The 23,708-nt window shown below is 39.1% G+C and carries 20 protein-coding genes; 14 read left to right on the top strand and 6 right to left on the bottom strand.

Going from position 1 to position 23,708, the window contains the following annotated elements:
• Positions 1–114 precede the first annotated feature (114 nt).
• The 6 genes from RM549_RS02890 (at position 115) to RM549_RS02865 (ending at position 9,787) form a co-directional block, all read left to right on the top strand.
• Entirely contained in the window at positions 115–3,129 is a 3,015-nt protein-coding gene (locus RM549_RS02890) for a tetratricopeptide repeat protein (RefSeq protein ID WP_311680779.1), read from the top strand.
• Between the two features lie 64 nt (positions 3,130–3,193).
• Positions 3,194–4,969 (top strand): TonB-dependent receptor, encoded by a 1,776-nt coding sequence (locus RM549_RS02885; RefSeq protein ID WP_311680772.1) that lies wholly within the window; start codon positions 3,194–3,196, stop codon positions 4,967–4,969.
• 251 nt (positions 4,970–5,220) lie between these two features.
• On the top strand, positions 5,221–6,345 hold the full coding sequence (locus RM549_RS02880) for a hypothetical protein (RefSeq protein WP_311680767.1): 1,125 nt from the start codon (positions 5,221–5,223) through the stop codon (positions 6,343–6,345).
• Positions 6,346–6,442: 97 nt separating this feature from the next.
• Positions 6,443–8,071 (top strand): amidohydrolase, encoded by a 1,629-nt coding sequence (locus RM549_RS02875; RefSeq protein ID WP_311680765.1) that lies wholly within the window; start codon positions 6,443–6,445, stop codon positions 8,069–8,071.
• 121 nt (positions 8,072–8,192) lie between these two features.
• Positions 8,193–9,125 (top strand): peptidylprolyl isomerase, encoded by a 933-nt coding sequence (locus tag RM549_RS02870; RefSeq protein WP_311680763.1) that lies wholly within the window; start codon positions 8,193–8,195, stop codon positions 9,123–9,125.
• A gap of 116 nt (positions 9,126–9,241) precedes the next feature.
• Positions 9,242–9,787 carry a YfiT family bacillithiol transferase gene (locus RM549_RS02865; protein WP_311680761.1) on the top strand — a complete coding sequence of 182 codons (546 nt, stop codon included), beginning with the start codon at positions 9,242–9,244 and terminating at the stop codon, positions 9,785–9,787.
• Positions 9,788–9,843: 56 nt separating this feature from the next.
• On the opposite strand, the gene RM549_RS02860 is transcribed toward RM549_RS02865, so the two are convergent.
• A complete protein-coding gene (locus tag RM549_RS02860; RefSeq protein ID WP_311680759.1) occupies positions 9,844–10,485 on the bottom strand; it encodes a peroxiredoxin in 642 nt (213 codons plus the stop codon).
• Positions 10,486–10,602: 117 nt separating this feature from the next.
• Positions 10,603–11,160 (bottom strand): thioredoxin family protein, encoded by a 558-nt coding sequence (locus RM549_RS02855; protein WP_311680757.1) that lies wholly within the window; start codon positions 11,158–11,160, stop codon positions 10,603–10,605.
• A gap of 73 nt (positions 11,161–11,233) precedes the next feature.
• On the opposite strand from RM549_RS02855, the gene RM549_RS02850 reads away from it, so the two are divergent.
• A complete protein-coding gene (locus tag RM549_RS02850; protein ID WP_311680753.1) occupies positions 11,234–11,569 on the top strand; it encodes a tRNA-binding protein in 336 nt (111 codons plus the stop codon).
• Between the two features lie 107 nt (positions 11,570–11,676).
• Here RM549_RS02850 and RM549_RS02845 read toward each other — a convergent pair whose 3' ends face one another.
• On the bottom strand, positions 11,677–12,069 hold the full coding sequence (locus tag RM549_RS02845) for a PUR family DNA/RNA-binding protein (RefSeq protein WP_311680751.1): 393 nt from the start codon (positions 12,067–12,069) through the stop codon (positions 11,677–11,679).
• Between the two features lie 72 nt (positions 12,070–12,141).
• Positions 12,142–13,899, bottom strand: coding sequence for an ABC transporter ATP-binding protein (locus tag RM549_RS02840; protein ID WP_311680747.1), 1,758 nt, complete (start codon positions 13,897–13,899; stop codon positions 12,142–12,144).
• Between the two features lie 420 nt (positions 13,900–14,319).
• Between RM549_RS02840 and RM549_RS02835 the strand changes: the two genes are divergently transcribed.
• Genes RM549_RS02835 through yajC form a run of 3 tightly spaced genes read left to right on the top strand, consistent with a single transcriptional unit; the run spans position 14,320 to position 16,088 of the window.
• Complete coding sequence (locus RM549_RS02835; RefSeq protein ID WP_311680739.1) at positions 14,320–15,264, top strand: transcription antitermination protein NusB; 945 nt, start codon at positions 14,320–14,322, stop codon at positions 15,262–15,264.
• Between the two features lie 48 nt (positions 15,265–15,312).
• A complete protein-coding gene (locus RM549_RS02830; protein WP_311680735.1) occupies positions 15,313–15,771 on the top strand; it encodes a DUF1573 domain-containing protein in 459 nt (152 codons plus the stop codon).
• Between the two features lie 11 nt (positions 15,772–15,782).
• Positions 15,783–16,088: a preprotein translocase subunit YajC gene (gene yajC, locus RM549_RS02825; RefSeq protein WP_311680732.1), complete on the top strand. Its 306-nt coding sequence runs from the start codon at positions 15,783–15,785 to the stop codon at positions 16,086–16,088.
• A 135-nt stretch (positions 16,089–16,223) separates the two neighbouring features.
• Here yajC and RM549_RS02820 read toward each other — a convergent pair whose 3' ends face one another.
• Positions 16,224–16,817 (bottom strand): YdeI/OmpD-associated family protein, encoded by a 594-nt coding sequence (locus tag RM549_RS02820; RefSeq protein WP_311680728.1) that lies wholly within the window; start codon positions 16,815–16,817, stop codon positions 16,224–16,226.
• A 19-nt stretch (positions 16,818–16,836) separates the two neighbouring features.
• Entirely contained in the window at positions 16,837–18,081 is a 1,245-nt protein-coding gene (pepT, locus tag RM549_RS02815) for a peptidase T (protein ID WP_311680722.1), read from the bottom strand.
• Between the two features lie 94 nt (positions 18,082–18,175).
• Between pepT and ggt the strand changes: the two genes are divergently transcribed.
• The 4 genes from ggt (at position 18,176) to guaB (ending at position 23,621) form a co-directional block, all read left to right on the top strand.
• Complete coding sequence (ggt, locus tag RM549_RS02810) at positions 18,176–19,876, top strand: gamma-glutamyltransferase (RefSeq protein WP_311680715.1); 1,701 nt, start codon at positions 18,176–18,178, stop codon at positions 19,874–19,876.
• 197 nt (positions 19,877–20,073) lie between these two features.
• Positions 20,074–21,102, top strand: coding sequence for a quinone-dependent dihydroorotate dehydrogenase (locus RM549_RS02805; RefSeq protein WP_311680710.1), 1,029 nt, complete (start codon positions 20,074–20,076; stop codon positions 21,100–21,102).
• A gap of 54 nt (positions 21,103–21,156) precedes the next feature.
• Positions 21,157–22,020 (top strand): hydroxymethylglutaryl-CoA lyase, encoded by an 864-nt coding sequence (locus tag RM549_RS02800; protein ID WP_311680706.1) that lies wholly within the window; start codon positions 21,157–21,159, stop codon positions 22,018–22,020.
• A 128-nt stretch (positions 22,021–22,148) separates the two neighbouring features.
• Complete coding sequence (gene guaB / locus RM549_RS02795) at positions 22,149–23,621, top strand: IMP dehydrogenase (protein ID WP_311680701.1); 1,473 nt, start codon at positions 22,149–22,151, stop codon at positions 23,619–23,621.
• Positions 23,622–23,708: the final 87 nt, after the last annotated feature.

The raw sequence follows: 23,708 nt of genomic DNA, 5'->3' as shown, positions 1-23,708 counted from the left end.
TTTTCAAAAAGTGGCAGTTTACTTTTTTTCATATTAACATAATTATAGCTGGCATTCATCGTTATTAAAAAGAGTATATAAATTATCTTTGAACTTCAACCTAAACATATATAAATGACGACCAGTAAATCTCTCCTTTTTGTTGCTTTACTATTCTTCTCATTTCAAGGCTTTTCCCAGCAAACTGCAGCTTTTACAAACAACCTTGCCGACTTTAACCAGGCTTTGGAATTGTATAATAATCAGCAATATCTGGCGGCACAAAATCTTTTTGATGATGTAAAAGACGAAACAGAAGATGAAAAAATAAAAGCTGATGCTGCTTACTACATTGCAAATGCAGCAGTAAGACTTAACCAACAAGGTGCTGACAGGCTTATGGAAAGGTTTGTCACCAGGTATCCTACCAGCACCAAAACAAATTCTGCTTATCTGGATGTCGCCGATTATTATTTTAATACCGGTAAATACGCGCTGGCCAGGAAATGGTATGATAAGGTAGATGAAAATGCGATGAGCCGGAAGGACAGGCAACGGTTCTACTTTAATAATGGCTACGCTTATTTTCGTTCTAATGATTATGAGCAGGCGCGTACTTACCTGGAGCGCGTAAGAGATTCCAAAGAATTTGGCTCCCAGGCCAAATATTATATTGGTTTTATGGCTTACGAAAGTGACGATTACGAAGAGGCCAATGAAAATTTTCAGCAGGTACAGGATAATGATCGTTATAGCGAAGACCTCTCTTATTTCCAGGCTGATATGAATTTTAAACTGGGAAATTTTGAAGAGGCAATAAAACTTGGACTGGAGCAATTGCCAAATTCTAACCGACAGGAAAAATCTCAGCTTAACAAAATTATAGGGGAGAGCTATTTTAACCTTGGCAAGTACGAACAGGCGATTCCATACCTAAAGGAGTATCAGGGGCTTCGAGGCAAATGGAACAATACAGACTATTATCAGCTTGGATATGCTTATTACAAGCAGGGGAATTATGAAGGTGCAATTTCAGAATTTAATAAAATTATTGACGGGAATAATGCCATTGCTCAAAATGCCTATTATCACCTGGCACAATCTTATCTTAATTCAGACCAGAAACAACAGGCGCTGAATGCTTTTAAGAATGCCAGCGAAATGGAATTCGATGCGAAAATCCAGAAAGATGCTTATCTCAATTACGCAAAATTGAGCTACGAAATTGGAAATTCTTATGAAAGCCCTTCACAGGTTCTTCTTAGTTATCTTGAAAAATATCCCGATTCAGACTCCCGGCAGGAAGTAGAGACTTTACTTATAGACTCTTTTATTAATTCCGGAAATTACGAGGAGGCAATGAGGCTCCTGGAAAATAACAGGAATTTCAGTGATAAGCAGGCTTATCAAAAAGTAGCCTATTACTACGGACTGGAACTGTACGAAGAAGGAGATTACTACAAAGCACTGGAAAATTTTGAAAAAGCTTTAGCCGAGCCACGAGATCCTGTGGTTACAGCGAAAGCAACTTTCTGGAAGGCAGAGAGTGAATTTAATGTGAATCGTATAGACGATGCAATTATTGGCTATAAGGAATTTGGCGGGATGACAGCCGCCCGTGGTACAGAGGAAATGAAAAACCTGGACTATAATTTAGGTTATGCTTATTTCAAAAAGAATGAATATGCCCAGGCCATTAACTATTTTAAAAGATACTCTGAAAATACAAACAACGATGGCCCAAGAAGAGATGACGCTTATTTGAGGCTGGGAGATAGTTATTTTGTGAACAGCCAGTACTGGCCTGCCATGGAGGCTTATAACAGCGCAATTGCCAATAATGTGGAGAACAGCGATTATGCAGCTTTTCAGAAAGCGATTAGTTATGGGTTTGTAGACAGGAATGAGACCAAAATAGAGGAGTTGAATAATTTCCTGAACAAATATCCGCGCTCCTCATACAGGGATGATGCATTGTTTGAGCTTGGAAATACCTATGTTGCAATGAACAATACTTCCGAAGGTGTGCAGGCTTACAACCGTCTTATTAGAGATGTATCAGGCAGTGCTTTTGTTCCAAAAGCGATGTTGAGACAGGGATTAATTTATTATAATTCCAATCAGGGAGATAAAGCCCTGGAGCGACTTAAGAAGGTGGTTACAGATTATCCCAATACTCCGGAAGCTATGCAGGCCGTTTCCACAGCAAGGAACGTCTATGTGGATATGGGAAGAACAGACGAGTATGCGAGCTGGGTAAGAAATATTGATTTTGTTGAAATTTCTGATGCAGATCTGGACAATACTTCCTACGAAGCTGCAGAAAATCAATATCTGAATAATAACACGGCTCAGGCCATTAGAGGATTTGAAAATTATATTCAGGAATTCCCGAACGGAATACACTCGATAAATGCCAATTTTTACCTGGCGCAACTTTATTTCCGCGATGGAAATAAAGATAAGTCGGTGAACCACTACAGGTTTGTGCTAAGTAAGCCGAATAATGAATTTACAGAGCAGGCACTGGCGAGACTTTCCCAGATTTATCTTGAAAAAGGAAATTATACTGAAGCTACTCCGCTTCTGGAAAGATTGGAAAAACAGGCAGAATCTCAGGAGAACATGGTTTATGCCCAGTCCAACCTTATGAAGTCCTATTTTGAACAGGGAAATATTTCCCAGGCTCAGGCTTATGCTGAAAAGGTTCTTCAGAACACCGGAGCCGAAGAGAAAGCGAAGACTGATGCACAGGTAATTATCGCCAGGGCAGCAATGAAAAACGGAAACGAAAGCAGGGCAAAAACTGCTTATGCTGAAGTTCAAAAAACTGCAACCGGAGAATTGGCCGCCGAAGCTTTATACTACGATGCTTATTTCAAAAGCAAAAGTGGAAATTACGAGGCTTCCAATGCCGCAATACAAATTTTGGCTAAAGACTTTTCAGGATACAAGCACTGGGGAGCAAAAGGACTTGTTTTAATGGCAAAGAACTTTGATCAATTGGGTGACGCTTACCAGGCGACTTACATTCTGGAGAATGTCATCAAAAACTTTGGAAATCAACCTGAAGTCGTCGCCGAGGCAAAATCTGAACTGGCCAGGATCAAGGAGAAAGAAGCCAAAACCAACTCTTCAGTTCAAAATTAAAACTAACTCAGTCATTTATATGCGAATTTTCTCAAACAAGAACCACGTCGCAAACCCTAATTATATGAATCAAATGGTATTGAAATTCAGCTTGGTCCTGAAGATATTAAACCCGTTGGTGGGAAAAAGAAGCCTGTTTTTAAGTTTGTTTTTAATTAATGGTTTCCTTTTTGCCCAGGATCCCTTGGGGAGCGAGACCGTAACAGTTGTAAAACCCTATTCACCTTCTGTACGTGATGCATCCAAAATACGTGAAACACCAACAAGGGCAGATTCTGTAAATACAGCCAAGAAGCCTGTGCAGTACAGCATATTTTCTGTGCCAGTGGCATCTACGTTTACTCCTGCTAAAGGTCGGGCTACAAATTTAGAGCGCGAAAGACCGCCAAAAGTTTACGACAATTACGCCACCCTTGGATTTGGTAATTACTCTAATGTTTTAGCCGAATTTTATAGTAACCTGGAGGTAAACCGTACTGATAACTTCGGAATTTTTCTTACACATAATTCCTCTCAGGGAGGGATAGAAGGCGTTAGACTGGATGATCAATTTTATGATACTGAACTTAATCTGAGCTATACCAGGAGAGATCGCGAGCTTTCGTGGAAGACCGAAGTGGGAGGGCAGCACCAACTGTTTAACTGGTATGGATTACCAGAAATTCCTGCTTTGTCTAATGACCAGGTAATGGATATTGATCCTACTCAGAATTATTTTTCGGTTTATGCAGGCGGCGAAATCGATCTTTATGATTCATTCTTTGATAAAGCCAAAGCGAAATTCAGACATTCGGGTGACGCATACGGTTCTTCCGAAAATCATTTTGATGCCAGAGGGACTTTTGAAGTCAATATCGCCGGAGAGCTAATTACTTCAGATATTACTGCAGATATCGTAAATGGGCAATTTGAGGAGGTCGCTTTGGATGGAACAGGACAGGATTATACGTTTATGAACTTCGGCTTCAGTCCGAGTTTACTGGTGCTTCGGGATGATCTTACATTAAATTTGGGAATCGGACTTTTCTATAGCCTTGATCCGGAAAACAGCGATAACAATTTTTATCTGTATCCGCAGATTACTGCCAGTTACAGGCTTTCAGGAGATCTTTTAACTGCTTATGCAGGTATTGAAGGGGATCTGGAGCAAAATACGTATTACAAGTTCTTTCAGGAAAACCCTTTTGTATCTCCGGCCCTGGCAATTCAGCCTACAGAAACGGAATATGATGCTTATGTAGGTGCTAAAGGAAGATTAACTACTTTTCTTGGTTATAATGTTAGAGCAGGGTATGCATCCCAGTTTAATAAAGCTTTATTCCGAAGAAATCCTACAGGCCCAATCGCTTCTATGGAAAATTATGGCTACGGAAATTCATTTCAGGTAGTTTATGATGATGTAAACACGCTTTCGCTTTTTGGGGAACTTAATGTGGATGTAAACCGAAATTTTTATCTTTCCCTGAATGCCGAATATTTTAACTATTCTACAGATGAGGAAGCAGAAGCATGGAATTTGCCAAATGTAAAAGCGTCCCTTAACGCCGATTATCAGATAACTGAAAAATGGTACGCAGGTGGAAATATCTTCTTTAGAAGTGAACGCCAGGATTTGGCAATTATCGATAACAGGCCGGTAGACGGTTCATTATCTGAAGCGTATGTAGTACTGGACAGTTACTTCGATTTAAATGCACACTTGGGCTACCGCTTTAACGAGCAGCTTTCAGCTTTTGTGAGAGGAAATAATTTGCTCAACAACAATTACGAAAGATGGACAAATTTCCAGGTACAGGGATTACAGGTTCTGGCCGGGGCAACCTATAAATTCGATTTCTAGAAAATTAATACAGAATTATAAATTATTCTGGACTATAATGTATAAGCACCTATTGGGGTGCTTTTCTTTTTTGGACTTATTTTTAAATAAATTGAACAAATGGTTCTAAATTATTGTTTTTCAGAAAATTATTATCTTCAGCAAAACGTATTACTTAACATTTAGTAAACATTGGAAACTTAAATTTAAGTTAATATTGCACCCGAAAAACAGAACCCAAACACAAGTCACGAAGTAATCTAAAATTCTAAATGGCAAAAAAATTCAGGCGGATTAACCGCGATCGACCTTATCTAAATATCCTCGATTTCTTAGTTCAGGAAAAAACTTTCCTGGCAATTATAATTATAGGTATTATTTTGGCCGGAATCTTTACCGGTAACAGCCAGGCCGCAATGTGGCTGGGCTTCTTTTTTGCAGCTTATGCAACAGTGGCTAACGACAGTATTCAGTCTCTGGGAACTTTTATAGAAAGTAATAAAGGTAAAAAATGGTGGATTTTATGGCTCTATGTAGGTGCAATTTTTTTGGCGGTAGTCACGTGGAGCTGGTTGGAGTATGATGGGGATGTAACCGTACAGCGACTTACAAAACCCGATGGAAGTACGGCATATCCGCACCCTGAGAACTTTAGTTTTTTTCAGATTATTGCACCGTTGATCTTGTTGATTTTAACAAGATTACGAATGCCGGTTTCTACCACATTTTTAATTCTAAGTGTTTTTAGCGCAGACACTTCCGGAATTACTTCTGTAGTCTGGAAGAGTTGGACTGGCTATATAATGGCTTTTGTACTATCTTTTCTGGTGTGGTACCTTTCGTATAACTTTATTAGAAAATACTTTAAAAGCCGGAAATTTAATAACAGCTGGACAATTACTCAGTGGATCGTTAGTGGTACCCTGTGGGGGGTTTGGGTAATGCAGGATGGTGCAAACATCGCAGTATTCCTGCCAAGGCAACTGGATGTTTTTCAGTTTACCGTATTTTCCCTTACAATATTTTTAGGTCTTGGTCTTTTATTTTACCTGCGGGGTGATAAAATTCAGCAGGTGGTAAGTGAGAAAACCAGGATTTCAGATATCCGCGCAGCTACGCTTGTAGATTTAATTTATGTGGTCATGCTTATTTACAAACTTTTTATAAGTACAGTCCCAATGAGTACTACCTGGGTTTTCCTTGGGGTTATTGGGGGCCGGGAAATAGCGATTAGCCTTGCACGTAAAAAGAAAGGAAAGAAGCATCGCAAGAAAGCCGGATTAATGATCTTCAAAGATTTCTCCTATGCAATGATCGGACTTATTGTATCGGTGGCACTGGCCGCAGCCGCAAATCCCGATATACGTTCTGCTATTGGGGATGCAATGGGATTCTAAGAATTCTCAGGATCTTTCATACGAAGTAATAATATATAACCAGGAAAATACGCCCTTCATCAGGCGTATTTTCTATTTTTACCCAAAATTGAATTAAATGAAAAAGGTACTAACCATCCTGATCCTTACTATTGCTTTTACTTCATGTGATTCCACAGAAAAGGAATCTGCAGACCTTCTTATTTTTAATGCTGAAGTTTATACAGTAGATAGTACATTCAGTAAGGCAGAAGCATTTGTAGTACGGGATGGAAAATTTTTAGAAATAGGAACTGCCGAAGATCTTCGGGATAAATATGAGGCCGCAGAAATTTATAATGCTGAAGGAAAAGCTGTTTTTCCTGGTTTTATAGATGCTCATGCTCATTTCTACAGACTGGGACTTCAGCAAAACCGGGTTGATCTTACAGGAACAGAAAGTTTTGAAGAGGTAGTAACCAGGATTGTTGAATTTCAGCAGAAGAATGGAGTAGATTTTATTACAGGTTGGGGCTGGGATCAGAATGACTGGGAGAACAAAGAATACCCGACAAAAGATACGCTGGACCGTTTGTTTTCAGATACGCCCATAGCCATTACGCGCATAGATGGCCATGCATTACTGGCCAATCAGGCTGCCCTTGATGCCGCCGGTATAACTATAGAAACTTCTTTTGAGGGTGGCGATATTGAGCAAAAAAACGGCGGGCTTACAGGGATAATCGTAGATAATCCAATGGACCTGGTTACCGGTGCCCAACCTGAACCGACAATAGAAGAACAAACTAATGCTTTAATGGCGGCACAGGAGATCTGCTTTGAATACGGACTCACAACCGTGGTCGATGCGGGAATCGATAAAAGCACGATAGAATTAATGGACAATCTTCATGAAGAAGGTGATTTTAAGATACGTATTTATGCGATGATTAGCAATACCGAAGAAAATCTTGATTTCTTCCTGAAGAAAGGAACGTATAAAACAGATCGTTTAAATGTGCGCTCTGTTAAGTTCTATGGGGACGGAGCCCTGGGATCCAGGGGAGCTGCGCTTAAAGAAGAATACACAGACAGGCCTACCCATCATGGTGCTTTGCTTTCTCCGATTGTAAATTTCGAAGAAACCGCAAGAAGAATTGCCAATTCAGAATTTCAACTGAATACTCATGCGATTGGGGATTCAGCTAATTATCTTGTTTTAAAAACCTACGATGAATTGTTGAGCAAGGGAGAAGACAGGAGATGGCGAGTAGAGCATTCGCAGGTGATCGATGAGGAAGATTTTAAATACTTTAGTAAAAATATCATTCCGTCTGTTCAGCCAACACACGCCACAAGTGATATGTACTGGGCTGAAGAGCGATTAGGGAAAGAGCGGCTAGAAGGTGCCTACGCTTATAAAAAGTTACTGGATCAGGCTGGAATAATTGCTTTGGGAACAGATTTTCCTGTAGAAGAGGTGAGTCCTTTTCTTACATTTTATGCAGCTGTTTCCCGTCGGGATACAAAGAATTATCCTGAAGAAGGATTTATGGCTAATGAAGCACTTTCCAGAGAAGAAACGCTTCGCGGAATGACCATATGGGCGGCTTTTAGCAATTTTGAAGAAGATGAAAAAGGCAGCATCGAAAAAGGAAAATTGGCCGATTTCATCATATTAGATCAGGATATTATGAAGGTTGAAGCTGAAAAAATCCCGGGGATAAAAGTACTGGGCACCTACGTTAATGGTGAGAAAGTCAATTAAAAGTTGGGCAGTTGGAATTTTTGGAATTAGAAAAATCCTCAGGGGATGCAGTTCGATTGTCATCCATTTAACCTTAAAAATTTATTTAGGTATCTTTGCATTTCAATAAAAATTAGAAACAATGGATAATGGTTTATATGCTAAATTTCACACTTCAAAAGGTGAAGTTTTAGTCGAATTAGAATTTGAAAAAACACCTGGAACAGTTGGTAATTTCGTAGGTCTTGCTGAAGGAAAAATAGAAAATGATGCTTTTCCACAAGGAAAGCCGTACTATGACGGACTTAAATTTCACCGGGTGATTCCAGATTTTATGGTGCAGGGTGGAGATCCCCAGGGGACAGGTTCCGGAGGTCCGGGTTACCAGTTTGAGGATGAGATACATCCTGATCTAAAACACGATTCGGCAGGAACACTTTCTATGGCTAATGCAGGTCCTGGAACGAATGGAAGTCAGTTTTTTATTACTCATGGTGCAACGCCATGGCTGGACGGTAAGCATACTGTATTCGGAAATGTAGTGGAAGGACAGGATGTCGTGGACAAAATTTCACAGGGTGATAAGATTGACAAGCTGGAAATTGTAAGAGAAGGAGAAGCTGCTAAAAACTTTAATGCCGTAGAATCTTTCAGACAATTTAATGGGGCAAAAGCAGAACGTGAAGCTGCTGCAAAAAAGCAGCAGGAAGAACTTCTAGGGGAAATTTCCCAGGGTTTTGAGAAAACCGAGAGCGGACTTCGATATAAGATTGAGAAAAAAGGAGACGGGGCAAAAGCTGAAAAAGGTAAGACTGTGTCTGTACACTACAAAGGAATGCTTACCGATGGGACTGTTTTCGATTCTTCCTATAAAAGAAAAGAGCCAATTGAATTTCCTATTGGACAGGGTCACGTAATTGCAGGCTGGGACGAAGGTATCCAGATGCTACAGGTTGGTGACCAGGCAAGGTTTGTAATTCCTTCCCATCTTGGCTACGGCGAACGTGGGGCAGGAGGGGTAATCCCTCCAAATGCTGCCTTGGTATTTGATGTTGAACTTATGGACGTGAAATAACTGGTTTTAATGCAGGTCGAAAATTGACAAATATCGACCTGCACTTTTTTTACTGTAAAAAAGATTTTGAAGATAGAACGTGTTGATTTTTTCAGCACGTTTTTTTATCTTTAAGAATGACTTCGGAACAACTGGAATTATTAAAATATCCTATCGGAAAAATGTATTTTCCGGAGCGTTGTCATGAAAAATACATCCAGGGTTGGATAGAAGATATTGCAGCTTGTCCTTCCCTGCTTCAGGATTTGTTAAAACACCTGGATGATATCCAATTAGACACAGCATACAGGCTTGGTGGCTGGACAATAAGACAATTGGTCCATCATTTGGCAGATAGCCATAGCCATGCCTATATTCGGTTTAAATGGGCTTTATCAGAAGATGATCCGTTGATAAAAGCTTACGATGAAAAAGCTTACGCGGCTCTTTTTGATAGTAAAAGGCCTCCGGTAGCACTATCCCTGGATCATTTAAAAGCCCTGCATGCAAAATGGGTGTTTTTACTTGAAGGAATGGAGGAAGCGGATTTTCGCAAAACCTTCCGTCATCCTGAAAATCAAAAACAAATAAGTCTTTTATATTGTCTTGCCATGTATTCCTGGCACTGCCGGCATCATTGCGCCCATATTGAACACCTTATGAAAAGAAGGGACTGGATATAAAAAAAGCTGCACGAGATTTTCATGCAGCTTTAATTCTTTATAGAATCCTTTGCCAATTATTTCTTGTCTGGCTGCGGGGTCATCCTTAGGTAAGGTTTTACTTCTTTAAATCCTTTTGTAAAGATGTTTTTGGCATCTTCGCTTGATATAGCTGGGCTTATCACCACATCCTCTCCGTTTTTCCAGTTTGCAGGTGTTGCTACTTTGTGATTTGCCGTTAACTGTAAAGAATCTATTACACGTAACAGTTCATCGAAATTTCTTCCTGTACTGGCAGGATAGGTGATCATTAATTTAATGGTTTTTTCAGGATCTATAATAAAAACAGATCTTACGGTTAAGGTATTATCTGCTTTTGGATGGATCATACCATATAAATTGGCAATTTTTCGGTCCTCATCTGCGATAATTGGAAAATTCACAGTGGTGTTTTGTGTGCTGTTAATGTCTTCTATCCAACCCTTATGCGATTCCACCCCATCTACACTAAGTGCCATTACCTTAACATCACGCTTCTCAAACTCATCTTTATACTTTGCTGTTACTCCCAGTTCGGTAGTACAAACGGGTGTGTAATCTGCAGGGTGGGAGAATAAAATTCCCCATCCGTCACCTAAAAACTCATAAAAGTTGATTTTACCTTCAGATGTTTCTGCATCAAAATTTGGTGCTTTGTCTCCTAATCTTAAGTCGCTCATATCTATTTCCTTTTTGTGTTGAAGTATTAAAATTAAGGAAAAATAGCTTTAAAAACCTACTAAACCGATAGGATTTACATGAAAGGGAATAACTCCTTTCTATGGTTGACGTAATCGTCACTCTTTCCACTTAATATTACAGCCTATACTGGGCTTTTGTACTTGGGAGACTTTACGATTATTTAAAACTGCATCCATAGCTTCCCGAAGATCCCGTCCATTTACAGGAATTCCATTTCCGGGCCTGGAATTATCAAGCTGGCCTCTGTAGATAAGTTGTAACTCATCATTAAATAAAAAGAAATCTGGAGTACAGGCGGCTTTATAAGCTTTGGCAACTTCCTGGGTATCGTCGTAGAGGTAGGGAAAAGAATATTGCTCCTTCATCGCATGTTCTTTCATAAGGACGGGGTGATCCTGTGGGTATTTCGCTACATCATTGCTCATAATACCTGCAAATCCAAAGCCTGCCTGGCGGTAATCATTTGCCAGCCGTGCAATTTCATCATTTACATGTTTTACAAATGGGCAATGGTTGCAAATAAACATTATTACTGTTCCTTTTTCACCCTTAACATCGTTCAAGGTGTAAAAATGATCTGTTCTGCTGTCCTGAAGACGGAAAAAAGGAGCAGTGGTGCCCAAAGGCAGCATATTCGAAGGCGTTAGTGACATTTTTTCTTTAAAGTTACAAATAGATATGTAAATCTGAGAGTTTTCATTAATTTCAGGTTTTAAAAATTAAAATATGGATCTAACCTGGAAGGATTTCCAGAAAGTGGAAATGCGGGTAGGCACAATTACAGAAGTAAATGAATTTCCGGAAGCGCGAAAACCTGCTTTTCAGTTAAAAATCGATTTTGGAGAAAAGATAGGTTTTAAAAAATCTTCAGCACAGATAACCAGTCGTTACGCCGTGGAAGAACTCAAAGGAAAGCAAGTTATTGCTGTGGTAAATTTTCCGAAGAAACAGATCGCAAACTTTATGAGTGAATGCCTTGTGCTTGGTGTTGTGGGTGAGCAGAGTGATATTGTGCTTTTGGAACCCGGCTTTAAAGTAGAAAACGGGTTAAGGGTGGGATAATTTTATGTTGAGGAAACGGCAAAAAACCTTTAAAGGATTTCTAAAATAATGGAATAAAAAAACCGTCCTAAAGAGAAGGACGGTTAAGATCTTAACGATGTAGTTTTCTAGATGTCGTCAAAACTTACATCTGTAAAAGCCTTTGGCGAGGTAGCTGTAGCGGCTGCTACTGGTGCACCATTTGTTTCTTCCTGCTCTTCTGGCTTGAAGTTTTTCTGATGGCGCTCACTAATTACTTCTTCCCCTTTTTCATCAAGAATAAAATCTGTCATCTCCTGGAGAATCTCATTAAATCCTGCGAAATCTTCTTTATACAAGTAAATCTTGTGTTTCTTGTAATAAAAAGAACCATCATCATTGGTAAATTTTTTACTTTCTGTGATGGTTAGGTAATAATCATCAGCCCTTGTAGCCCTTACATCAAAAAAATAAGTTCTTCTTCCGGCTCTTAGCACTTTAGAGAATATTTCCTCTTTCTCCATCGTTCCCTTGTCGCTCATAAATAAATGCTTTAGTTGGTTTTTATTTGCTCTTCAAAAATCTAAAAATTATTAACATATAGCAAAGAATTTTCACATTTCTTTTTCATTTAACTGTTTTGCATAGAGCTCTTTATAATATCCGGATTGGTTTATTAATTGGGAATGAGTGCCTTGTTGTACTATTCGCCCGTCTTCCAGGATGATTATCTTATCTGCATTCTTAGCTGAAGAGATTCTGTGGCTAATAATAATTGTCGTTTTATCTTTAGAAATTTTGAACAAATTATTCAGGATTTCTTCCTCAGTTTCTGTATCTACGGCTGAAAGGCAGTCGTCAAAAAGCAATATTTCGGGATCATGGATTATCGCCCTTGCAATAGAAACACGTTGTTTTTGTCCGCCAGATAGGGTAATTCCACGTTCTCCCAGTACAGTATCATAACCTTTGCTGAAGTTTACGATGTTTTTATGAACTGATGCATTTCTTGCAGCTTCATATATTTCCTCATCGGTAGCATCTGTTTTTCCGAATTTTATATTGTTGCGAATGGAGTCGCTAAACAAAAAAGCATCCTGTGGAACATAACCTATACTCTCTCTAAGACTGTCCAGGTTAAGTTCCTGAATATTTTTCCTATCTATAGTAATTTCTCCCTGGTCTACATCGTAAAGGCGCCCAATTAGTTCTAATATTGTTGATTTTCCGGCACCGGTTTTTCCTATAATGGCAAGCGTTTCCCCATTTTCAACTTCAAAAGAAATATTTTTTAATGCTGTAATATTGGTATCGTCGTAGGTAAAGCTGACGTCTTTAAAAGCAATAGCTCCTCTTATACTGTCGGGTTCATTTTTCCTATTTGTAATTTCCGGTTTTTGATCCAGAAATTCATTAATTCTTTCCTGCGAAGCCGAAGCCTGCTGAACCAGGGAAGTTACCCATCCAATAGAGGCTACAGGCCAGGTTAGCATGTTTACATACAGCAGGAATTCTACAATAACACCAAGATTTTCGATTTCCCCGTTAAGATATTTTCGTCCGCCTATATAAATCACCAGGATGTTACTAATTCCAATAAGCAGGACCATTAGCGGAAAAAAGAATGCCTGCACTTTTACAAGATCTAGGTTTTTATCCCGGCTGCCGTTAGAAAGTTCTACAAAATCGTTGTTGGTTCGTGTCTCCATTCCGTAGGATTTTATCACCGCAATCCCGCTAAAACTTTCCTGTGTAAAAGTATTTAACCGCGATAAATATTGCTGTACAACTGTACTGCGTTTATGGATAGCTACACTTAATTTATAAATGGCAAAAGATAAAACCGGCAGAGGAATTACTGTGTAAAGGGTAAGTTCTGGCGCAGCATCTATCATGTAAATTAAAACCACCACAGTAGAGGTGAAGGTTGTAACACTGTACATAATTGCCGGTCCCAGGTACATTCGCACTTTGGAAACATCTTCACTAATTCTGTTCATTAAATCCCCGGTGCGGTTTTTCTTGTAGAAATTAAGGGATAGATCCTGGTAGTGCCGGTAAACTTCGTTTTTAAGGTCAAACTCCATGTGCCGCGATACCACTATAAACGTTTGTCGCATTAAAAACGTTAGAAAAGCAGAAACGAGTGTAGCGCCTACTATAAGCGTAATATTATAAGCAAGTTCACTACGTACTACAGAAAGTTCTGTAATTTCGCCTTTGATGTAGTCCTCAATTATATTGGTAGAATCCCCGATTAGAGGGATGTAATAAATAGCGAAAATCCGTGCAGCTATTGTAATTATTAGTCCGCTAAGAAGTTTCCATTTATATTTATAGAAATATTTATTAAGATGCTTTAAATGCTTCATTAAGCCTGGAGGTTCAAGTGATCCAATTTAATCAAATTGCTTTGATAATTCAGGATTAGTCCGGTTATGGTTGTTTGCCTTACCACAAAGGGAACTAAAAAAGCTGCATCCGTTAGCTGGGTAGCATATCTTCTAAATTACGAGCAATTTTTTGGGTGCAAAGATACAGGTTTAGAAGCAATTATTAGTATCTGTCCCATTGGTTTTGGTACCACTAAAATACAGTGGGTTGTATAGAATATTATGTGGAAGAATCCTGATGAAGTAAAATGAAAATATTTCAATTTGTAGAAATTTCCGGCTCTAAGAAGTTTAAACAATAAAAAAACCAGTTTTGAACTAGTCAGTTTTAAATAATTGGTATTTTTGCACGGAGGAATTAATTTCGCCCTTTATAATTATAAAAGTTCTTTTACACTTATGTTGACAAGAAGACATATTCGCGTTAAGGTTATGCAGTCGTTATACGCTTTTCATCAAAGCCAGAATGACAGACTTGCTACTGAAGAAAAATTTCTGAAAAAAAGTATGGATGAGATGTATGACCTCTACCTGCTGCAGTTAAACCTATTTGTAGAAATAAGGGGAAAGGCAGAAAAATTTCTTGAGAAATCCCAGCAGAAGCACCTGGCCACACAGGAAGATATAGATCCCAATAAGAAGTTTCTTGACAATAAAGTAATTCAGATCCTGGACGAGAATGAGCATTTACGCCAGGCTATAGAAGACCATAAAATTACCCACTGGAAGAGAGATGATGAGTATGTAACCATCGTTTGGGAAGAAATTAAAAATAGTGAGATTTATGAGGAATACATGGAGACTAGAAATTCCTCTTTTAAAGAAGATAAGGACTTTGTAATTGCAATATTTAAACAAATCATTGCACCTAACGAGAAACTTTACGAATACCTGGAAGATAAAAAGCTGACCTGGCTGGATGACCTTCCGTTAATTAATACTGCGATTTTAAAAATGCTTCAGAAGCTGAAAGAAACTTCAGCCGATTCCTTAAAGCTTACCAAACTATTTAAAAGTCCTGAGGACAAAGAATTCGCTATAGAACTTTTCAGAAAAACTTACCTTAGTGATGAGGTGCTTTCCAAAGAAATGTTGGGAAAAACACCAAATTGGGACAAGGACAGAATTGCGGAAGTAGATATGGTTTTAATTAAAATGGCCATTTGTGAGTTTATGAAATTCCCTTCCATTCCGGTAAAGGTAACCATTAACGAATATCTGGAGATTGCAAAAGAATATAGTACTCCCAAAAGCAGCATTTTTATTAACGGGATATTGGATAAATTATCCCGGGAATATAAAACTGAAGGGAAACTAAATAAAATGGGCCGGGGCCTGATGTAGTAAAGAATTTTTATTAATTTTAAACTTTGAATATTTAAATAAATTACCATGAAAAAAGGAATTTTAATGATAGCAGCAGTTGGAGCGCTGCTTTTTTCTTCTTGTAAGGATAACAATGCTTCAGACAAGGTGAAAGCTGAAAATGTACAAACTGCTGCAGAGCGTGACGCTCAGGAAACTGTATATCCTGTGATCTCTTTTGAAGAAGAGGAGTACGATTTTGGAACAATCCAAAAAGGTGAAAACGTAGAGCACGTTTTTAAATTTACTAACACAGGAAGAGCACCTCTTGTAATTACCAATGCTACTAGTTCTTGTGGTTGTACTGTGCCTGATGCTCCAAAAGAGCCAATCGCACCTGGAGAAACTGCAGAAATGACTGTGAAATACAATGGTTCAGGAAATGGACAGGTTACTAAAACCGTTACCGTATCTGCGAATACTGAAAAAGGAAAAGAACAAGTGAAAATAAGAGCTTTCGTAGAAGCGGGAGAAACAACTAGCTAGAAGAAAACTATATGGATAATTTAGCGCAGTTTGCCCCAATAATCTTAATGTTTGTAGTGGTGTATTTTTTTATGATACGCCCTCAAATGAAAAAGGCAAAGCAGGAAAAAAACTTTGTCGAAGAACTTAAGAGAGGTGACAGAATTGTTACTAAAAGTGGGATGCACGGCAAGATTTTAGATTTTAGTGAAAAAAATAATGCAGTAATTATTGAAACCGGAGCAGGTAAAATTACTTTTGATCGTTCTTCTATTTCTATGGAGATGAGCAGGAAGTTAAATGAACCCGCAAAACCGGCAGTAAAAGAGAAAAAATAATCTGCTTTTGTTACTCTCAAAGATGACAAAATGATTAAAAAACCTGTGAAGTTTTCTTCACAGGTTTTTTTTGTTTTGGAGTTTGAAGGTGCAGATTTTTTGCTGAAAATTGCAGAGGCTGAAAAATGCCAATTATCATCCTTTTCTGTAGTGATCGTTTAAACCAGAACCTTGTTTAATTAGCGGAAATATCTTTTCCAATCTCTTCTGTTTTGTGCCTTCCCGTTTTGCCTCAAATATGTAATTGGTATATTCCCTTTGTTTGCCTTCCGGAAGTTTAGCAAAAGAAGATTTTAGATCTTTGTCCTTATTAAAAGCAGCTTTTAGCTCTGGAGGTAAAACTAATTTGCTGTTTATCTGGGTTTGTAGTATTCTTCCCAGTTTCTGGTTTGCTATAGCTTCGGCTACATATTTTAGCAAAACATCAGGATCGATTTTATCTCCTTTCCTGAATTTTATTTGCCGTAGTGCTTTTGTTTTTCCTTCCTGCGCATTGTCCAGTAAATCAGTATTTTTTTGAAGAGAAGCACCATTGTAAAACCACATTGCACAATGATTCTTGAAAGCAACCAGTCCTACAACGTTTTTTCCATTTAGAGTATAAACTGGTGCGCCCCATTTTATTTCTTCTTCCAACGCTGTAGAAAGCAGCATCTTTCTTAAAACCAAAAGTTCTTCCTGCCAGTATGGATGTATCTCCACATATTGATCTGCTGACGGTACGGGCATAACTTGAGAATTGATTAGATCATTTTTTGTACTTTTCTGAAGTCAGTTGTGCTAGTTTTACAATTACTTCAGCGGCTTTTTCCATACTTTCTACAGGTACATATTCATATTTTCCATGGAAATTATGTCCGCCGGCGAAAATATTGGGACAGGGAAGTCCCATATAGCTTAGCTGCGCACCATCTGTTCCACCGCGTATAGGTTTAATAATAGGTTTAACACCTACCGCTTTCATGGCTTTTTCAGCAAGGTCTACGATATGTTTTACCGGTTCAACCTTTTCCTTCATGTTGAAATATTGGTCTTTAATTTCAATAGCTATGCAATCGCGTTCATATTGCGTTCTAAGATCCTCACCCAAGTCCAGAATCATCTTTTTACGGGCTTCAAAATGCTTCTTATCATGATCCCGGATTATGTAATGAAGTTCTGTTTCTTCAACGTCTCCCTTCATATTACTTAGATGAAAAAATCCCTGTCGGCCTTCAGTATGTTCAGGAGTTTCCAGTCTTGGTAAAGAGCTTATAAAGTCCTGGGCGATATACTGGCTGTTTATCAATTTATCTTTTGCGTAACCCGGATGCACACTTTTCCCACTTATTTTTACTACAGCCGAAGCTGCATTAAAATTTTCGTATTCAAGTTCACCAATCTGGCTTCCATCCATAGTGTAAGCCCATTCTGCACCAAACTTTTCAACATCAAATTTATGTGCGCCCCGGCCTATTTCTTCATCGGGGGTAAAGCATATTTTAATTTCACCATGCTCTATTTGTGGGTTATCAAGAAGATATTGCATGGCCGTCATAATTTCGGTAATCCCGGCTTTATCATCGGCACCCAAAAGCGTCGTGCCATCTGTGGTAATTAAAGTCTGACCTTTATACTGCTCTAAATCTTCAAAATAATCTGGAGAGAGGATAATTCCTTTTTCTTTATTTAACACAATGTCCCCGCCGTTGTAATTTTCAATAATCTGCGGATTCACATTTTTACCACTAAAATCAGGTGTAGTATCAAAATGGGAAACAAAACCTATCACCGGCACTTTATGAGCAACATTTGCAGGTAAAGTAGACATCACATAAGCATGTTCGTCAATATTTACATGCTGCATTCCCATTTCCTTAAGCTCATCTACAAGTAAATTTGCAAGTTTCCATTGCTTTTCTGTACTTGGCGTGGAATCGCTGCCAGGATCACTTTGGGTATCGATCTTTACATACGTTAGAAATCTATCTATTATTCGATTTTTATTAAGCATTCTGATCTTTTTATTTTCGGAAATATGAACTAATTTGGGTTGTTTTACTCTATTAGCGAAGATAGTTCAACGAGCAATTTTATTCCTTAAACTTATGAGAAAACTTGTTTACCTTTTTACAATAATTTTATTCGTTTCCTGCAAAAATTCTGAAGATGTTGTTTCTTCTGTAGCAGCAGAAAGAGGTGTAATTGCTGAAAAAGCGATAGTTGTTTCTGCGCGTAAAGAAGCTTCAGCGATAGGTTTGTCAATTTTGCAAAAAGGGGGAAACGCTTTTGATGCTATGATTGCTACAAAGATGGCCTTGGCTGTGAGTTATCCCTTTGCCGGGAATCTTGGCGGTGGAGGTTTTATGGTATACAGAACTGCAAATGGAGAAACAGGTGCGCTGGATTACAGAGAAAAAGCTCCTTTGCTGTCCTCCAAAAACATGTACCTGGATGAAGATGGAAATGTGCTACCTCAAAAAAGCAGGCTTGGTGCAATGGCGGTAGGGGTTCCGGGAACAGTGGCAGGTATTTTTGAAACACATGAACGCTTTGGTTCTATGCCTATAGCAAAAATTCTGGAGCCGGTTATCCAACTTGCTGAAAAAGGATTCGTAATTACCGAAAAGCAGCAAAGAAATTTTATCAAATATCGGCAGCTTTTTTTTGAAGCAAATCAGGACACAATCCTTTTTGCCAGAACTTATGCTGAAGGTGATACACTAAAAAATCCTGCTTTGGCCAAAACCCTTAAGCGTTTGGTCAAAAACGGTAGAGCTGAATTTTACGAAGGTGAGACCGGAGAAAAAATGGTGAATTACCTTCAGGAGAAAGGAGGGATATTAAGTATGGAAGATCTCGAAGAATACCATACCCACTGGAGAGATCCAGTTAATGTGAAATTTAAGAACCTGAATATTATCTCCATGCCGCCACCTTCCAGCGGGGGAATTGTGTTGGGGCAAATCCTGAAAATGATAGAAGATTTTCCTTTAGATGAATATGGTCATAATTCTTTAAAAACTATTCAGGTTTTAACTGAAGCAGAGCGACGGGCTTATGCCGACAGGAGTTTCTATTTAGGAGATCCTGATTATGTGGATATTCCTGTCGATTCTTTGTTGAGTTCCGGCTACCTGGATCGTCGTATGAACACTTTCAGTTTTGAAAAAGCAACGCCTTCTTCCAGTCTGGAACATGGCAAAATCCCTGGCTACGAGAGTGACGAGACAACTCATTTCTCAATAGTAGATCAATACGGGAATGCCATAGCAGTTACTACCACTCTAAATGGGGCTTATGGATCGAAATTGTATGTGGAGGAACTTGGGTTTTTTCTCAATAATGAAATGGATGATTTTAGCTCCAAGCCGGGTTTTCCAAATATGTTCGGGCTTATTGGTGCAGAGGCCAATGCCATTGCTCCCGGAAAGAAAATGTTAAGTTCCATGACACCAACAATTATTGAAAAAAACGGGGAATTCTGGATGAGCGTTGGCTCCCCTGGTGGTTCTACCATCATTACCTCTGTTCTGCAGACAATTCTTAATGTTTCTGAATTTGACATGACTATGCAGCAGGCAGTCAATGCTCCGCGCTTCCACCATCAGTGGCTGCCCGATGAAATTCTTTTTGAACCCAGTGCATTTTCTGAAGAAATCCTGGGTTCACTTCGGAAAAAAGGCTACAATATTAATGAGGGAGAGTCTACAATAATAGGCAAGGTAGACGCCATTTTAAAACTTCCTGATGGGAGGTATGAAGGTGGTGCAGATCGAAGAGGGGATGATGCTGCTGTAGGATTTTGATATTACTACTGTAGGATAATGCAGAGTAATAGAGAGACCGTCCAAAAATTACAAATATCGTCATTCAGGATTTTTTCAGGATGGCGATATTTGCCATTTTGAAGGCCTCTCTTTTTTAAGAAAAAAATTAGAGAAAGTTTCATAAAGGATTTTTGCTTCATAAATTAAATCTATTTTTGTAAAAACCCGCTGCTACTATGTATACCTCTATAATTCGTTCTGCACTTTTTAGATATGATCCCGAAAAAGTGCATTATTTTACTTTTAATTCATTAAAAAAGCTAAATAAGCTTCCGGGAATATCTTCTTTTCTGAAGAAAAAATATCAGGTTAATGACCGCAGGCTGGAAAGGGAAGTTTTCGGATTAAAATTTAAAAATCCGGTGGGACTTGCTGCAGGATTTGATAAAGATGCGAATTTATATAAAGAATTGTCAAATTTTGGATTTGGTTTTATAGAAGTAGGTACCGTAACCCCCAAACCGCAGCCGGGAAATGAGAAAAAACGACTTTTCCGGCTCCAGGAAGACCAGGCAATAATTAACAGGATGGGTTTTAATAATGGTGGAGTAGAGGCCATGGTAGAGCGGTTAAAACAGAACAAAAATGTGCTTATTGGAGGCAATATTGGTAAAAATAAAGTCACTCCGAATGAAAATGCTGTAGAAGATTACAAAATTTGTTTTGAAGCACTTTATGAGCATGTAGATTATTTTGTGGTAAACGTGAGTTCTCCAAATACTCCAAATTTAAGGGAACTTCAGGACAAGGAGCCGCTTACAAATTTGCTGAATACACTTCAGAATCTTAATCTGGCAAAACCGAAGCAAAAGCCGATATTGTTAAAAATAGCACCCGACCTTACCGATGCACAGTTGCTTGATATAATCGAAATTGTGCAGACGACAGGAATTGCAGGAATCATCGCCACTAATACAACAATTTCGCGGGATGGTTTAAAATCTGAAAATAAAAAAGAAATGGGTGGAATGAGCGGAAAACCACTAAAGAACCGTTCTACTGAAGTGATCAGGTTTCTTTCAGATAAAAGCAATAAAGCCTTTCCTATAATTGGAGTTGGAGGTATCCATTCTCCTGAGGATGCGTTGGAAAAACTGGATGCCGGTGCAAGTCTTGTGCAATTATATACCGGCTTTATTTATGAAGGACCGGCGCTGGTAAAAGCCATAAACAAGAAGATTCTGGAGCGGGAAATTGCAAGATAATTCCGGTAAGGAATTAAGAAGAGCAATAATACCTAAAATGCTATCTTTGGATTTATGCAAAAAATAAAACTAATCGAATGTCCGCGGGATGCAATGCAGGGTATTAAACCCTTTATCCCTACAGATAAAAAAGTGCAGTATATTCAATCCTTGTTGAGGTGCGGATTTGACACGATAGACTTCGGAAGTTTTGTTTCTCCCAAAGCCATTCCGCAGATGGCAGATACTGCAGAAGTTCTAAAGCAGCTCGATCTTTCCAGAACACAGAGTAAGCTCCTGGCCATTGTTGCCAACACCCGGGGCGCACAGGATGCTTCAGTTCATGAGGAAATCCGGTACTTAGGTTATCCTTTCTCAATTTCTGAAAATTTTCAGATGCGGAATACTCATAAAACAATCTCAGAATCTGTAGAAGTTCTTGAGGAGATTATGCAGATTGCCCGCGACAATAATAAGGAAGTCGTCGCCTATCTTTCAATGGGTTTTGGAAACCCGTATGGTGACCCGTGGAATGTGGAAATAGTGGGGGAGTGGACAGAGAAACTTTCAGCAATGGGAGTTAAAATTTTATCATTATCAGACACTATTGGAAGTTCTACGCCAGAGATTATCGATTATTTGTTTTCGAATCTTATTCCGAAATTTAAAAATATTGAATTTGGTGCTCATTTGCATACCACGCCTTCCAGCTGGCATGAAAAAATTGATGCTGCTTATAATGCCGGCTGCTATCGCTTTGATGGTGCCATTCAGGGTTTTGGCGGTTGTCCCATGGCTAAGGATGAGCTTACTGGAAACATGCCTTCAGAAAAAATGATTTCTTATTTTAATTCCAAAAAAGCTGATACCAACGTTAGAATGGGAAGCTTCGAGTCTTCCTATAATGAGGCCACAAAGCTTTTTAGTAATTACCATTAGGAATAAAATATTTTCTGTTTTTCATTAAAATTACCAACTCCTGGTTTTACAAAATAATTAGCCCTTTATAATCCTCTATTTCTGGTCAAAAGAACTTATATTTGCACGCAATTAAATCCTTAATTGCTATGACCGCACACGAATCTAAAATCCTTGGAGAAGGTCTCACTTACGACGACGTACTCTTAGTGCCCGCATTTTCTGAAGTTTTACCACGCGAAGTCAGTATCCGTACAAAATTTACCAGAAATATTTCCATTAATGTTCCTATTGTATCCGCTGCGATGGATACCGTTACAGAATCCCGTATGGCTATAGCTATGGCGAGAGAAGGAGGTATTGGCGTGCTTCACAAGAATATGACTATTGAGCAACAGGCGCTAAAAGTCCGGAAAGTAAAGAGGGCAGAGAGCGGCATGATCATAGATCCGGTTACTTTACCAATTTCGGCAAAAGTAAAAGATGCAAAAGCTCAAATGAGGGAACATAGTATTGGTGGGATTCCAATTGTGGATGGTGAAGGTAGATTGCTGGGGATTGTCACCAACCGCGATTTGCGTTTCGAGAAAAATCTTGAGCGACCAATTTCTGAAGTTATGACTTCAGATAACCTGGTAACCGTTTCTGAAGGAACGTCGCTGGATCAGGCAGAAGATATTCTTCAGGAAAATAAAATTGAAAAACTTCCGGTTGTAAATAAGGAAGATAAGCTGGTAGGTTTAATCACATTCAGGGATATTACCAAGCTTACCCAAAAGCCTATGGCTAATAAAGATAACTTCGGAAGGTTACGTGTTGCCGCGGCAGTTGGAGTAACCATGGATGCTGTAGACAGAGTGGAAGCTCTTGTCGCAGCCGGTGTGGATGCCGTCATTATCGATACTGCACATGGCCATACCAAAGGAGTGGTGGAAGTACTGAAGGCAGTTAAAAAGAAATTTAAAGACCTGGAAGTGGTGGTAGGGAACATCGCCACTGGAGAGGCGGCCAGGTTTTTGGTAGAAGCGGGAGCAGATGCGGTTAAGGTTGGAATTGGACCAGGATCAATCTGTACTACAAGAATTGTGGCCGGGGTCGGATTTCCGCAATTTTCGGCAGTCCTGGAAGTTGCTGCAGCTATAAAAGGCAGCGGCGTACCTGTGATTGCAGATGGAGGGATTCGCTATACCGGAGATATTCCCAAAGCGATTGCCGCGGGAGCAGATACTGTAATGCTGGGCTCTTTGCTTGCAGGAACTAAAGAATCTCCCGGGGAAACTATTATTTACGAAGGAAGAAAATTTAAATCCTATCGCGGGATGGGGTCTGTTGAAGCTATGCAGAAAGGTTCAAAAGATCGTTATTTTCAGGATGTGGAAGATGATATTAAAAAGTTGGTTCCAGAAGGTATTGTGGGGCGGGTGCCTTACAAAGGGGAACTTGAAGAAAGCATACATCAATTTGTTGGAGGTTTAAAAGCCGGAATGGGCTACTGTGGCGCCAAAGATATTGATACTTTAAAGGAAACTGGAAGATTTGTCAAGATCACATCTTCCGGAATTCATGAAAGTCATCCACACGATGTGACGATCACCAAAGAATCTCCAAATTACAGCAGATAAGGTTTAATAGAAGATAAATTCTGCTGGTCTGTTCTTAAGCCGAATTAGCATTTCTATATAAACTGATTAGGTCAGGACGGGACATTG

Source organism: Autumnicola patrickiae, from assembly GCF_031846525.1.
GTDB classification, from domain to species: Bacteria; Bacteroidota; Bacteroidia; order Flavobacteriales; family Flavobacteriaceae; genus Autumnicola; species Autumnicola patrickiae.
Note: the sequence above shows the minus strand (reverse complement) of the source record. Positions and strands in the feature narration are given on the sequence as shown.

What these genes read in the sequence shown, in the direction of transcription:
- RM549_RS02890 (WP_311680779.1), top strand. Translation starts at nt 115, where the DNA reads ATGACGACCAGTAAATCTCTCCTTTTTGTTGCTTTACTATTCTTCTCA.
- RM549_RS02885 (WP_311680772.1), top strand. Translation starts at nt 3,194, where the DNA reads ATGAATCAAATGGTATTGAAATTCAGCTTGGTCCTGAAGATATTAAAC.
- RM549_RS02880 (WP_311680767.1), top strand. Translation starts at nt 5,221, where the DNA reads ATGGCAAAAAAATTCAGGCGGATTAACCGCGATCGACCTTATCTAAAT.
- RM549_RS02875 (WP_311680765.1), top strand. Translation starts at nt 6,443, where the DNA reads ATGAAAAAGGTACTAACCATCCTGATCCTTACTATTGCTTTTACTTCA.
- RM549_RS02870 (WP_311680763.1), top strand. Translation starts at nt 8,193, where the DNA reads ATGGATAATGGTTTATATGCTAAATTTCACACTTCAAAAGGTGAAGTT.
- RM549_RS02865 (WP_311680761.1), top strand. Translation starts at nt 9,242, where the DNA reads ATGACTTCGGAACAACTGGAATTATTAAAATATCCTATCGGAAAAATG.
- RM549_RS02860 (WP_311680759.1), bottom strand. Translation starts at nt 10,485, where the DNA reads ATGAGCGACTTAAGATTAGGAGACAAAGCACCAAATTTTGATGCAGAA.
- RM549_RS02855 (WP_311680757.1), bottom strand. Translation starts at nt 11,160, where the DNA reads ATGTCACTAACGCCTTCGAATATGCTGCCTTTGGGCACCACTGCTCCT.
- RM549_RS02850 (WP_311680753.1), top strand. Translation starts at nt 11,234, where the DNA reads ATGGATCTAACCTGGAAGGATTTCCAGAAAGTGGAAATGCGGGTAGGC.
- RM549_RS02845 (WP_311680751.1), bottom strand. Translation starts at nt 12,069, where the DNA reads ATGAGCGACAAGGGAACGATGGAGAAAGAGGAAATATTCTCTAAAGTG.
- RM549_RS02840 (WP_311680747.1), bottom strand. Translation starts at nt 13,899, where the DNA reads ATGAAGCATTTAAAGCATCTTAATAAATATTTCTATAAATATAAATGG.
- RM549_RS02835 (WP_311680739.1), top strand. Translation starts at nt 14,320, where the DNA reads ATGTTGACAAGAAGACATATTCGCGTTAAGGTTATGCAGTCGTTATAC.
- RM549_RS02830 (WP_311680735.1), top strand. Translation starts at nt 15,313, where the DNA reads ATGAAAAAAGGAATTTTAATGATAGCAGCAGTTGGAGCGCTGCTTTTT.
- yajC (WP_311680732.1), top strand. Translation starts at nt 15,783, where the DNA reads ATGGATAATTTAGCGCAGTTTGCCCCAATAATCTTAATGTTTGTAGTG.
- RM549_RS02820 (WP_311680728.1), bottom strand. Translation starts at nt 16,817, where the DNA reads ATGCCCGTACCGTCAGCAGATCAATATGTGGAGATACATCCATACTGG.
- pepT (WP_311680722.1), bottom strand. Translation starts at nt 18,081, where the DNA reads ATGCTTAATAAAAATCGAATAATAGATAGATTTCTAACGTATGTAAAG.
- ggt (WP_311680715.1), top strand. Translation starts at nt 18,176, where the DNA reads ATGAGAAAACTTGTTTACCTTTTTACAATAATTTTATTCGTTTCCTGC.
- RM549_RS02805 (WP_311680710.1), top strand. Translation starts at nt 20,074, where the DNA reads ATGTATACCTCTATAATTCGTTCTGCACTTTTTAGATATGATCCCGAA.
- RM549_RS02800 (WP_311680706.1), top strand. Translation starts at nt 21,157, where the DNA reads ATGCAAAAAATAAAACTAATCGAATGTCCGCGGGATGCAATGCAGGGT.
- guaB (WP_311680701.1), top strand. Translation starts at nt 22,149, where the DNA reads ATGACCGCACACGAATCTAAAATCCTTGGAGAAGGTCTCACTTACGAC.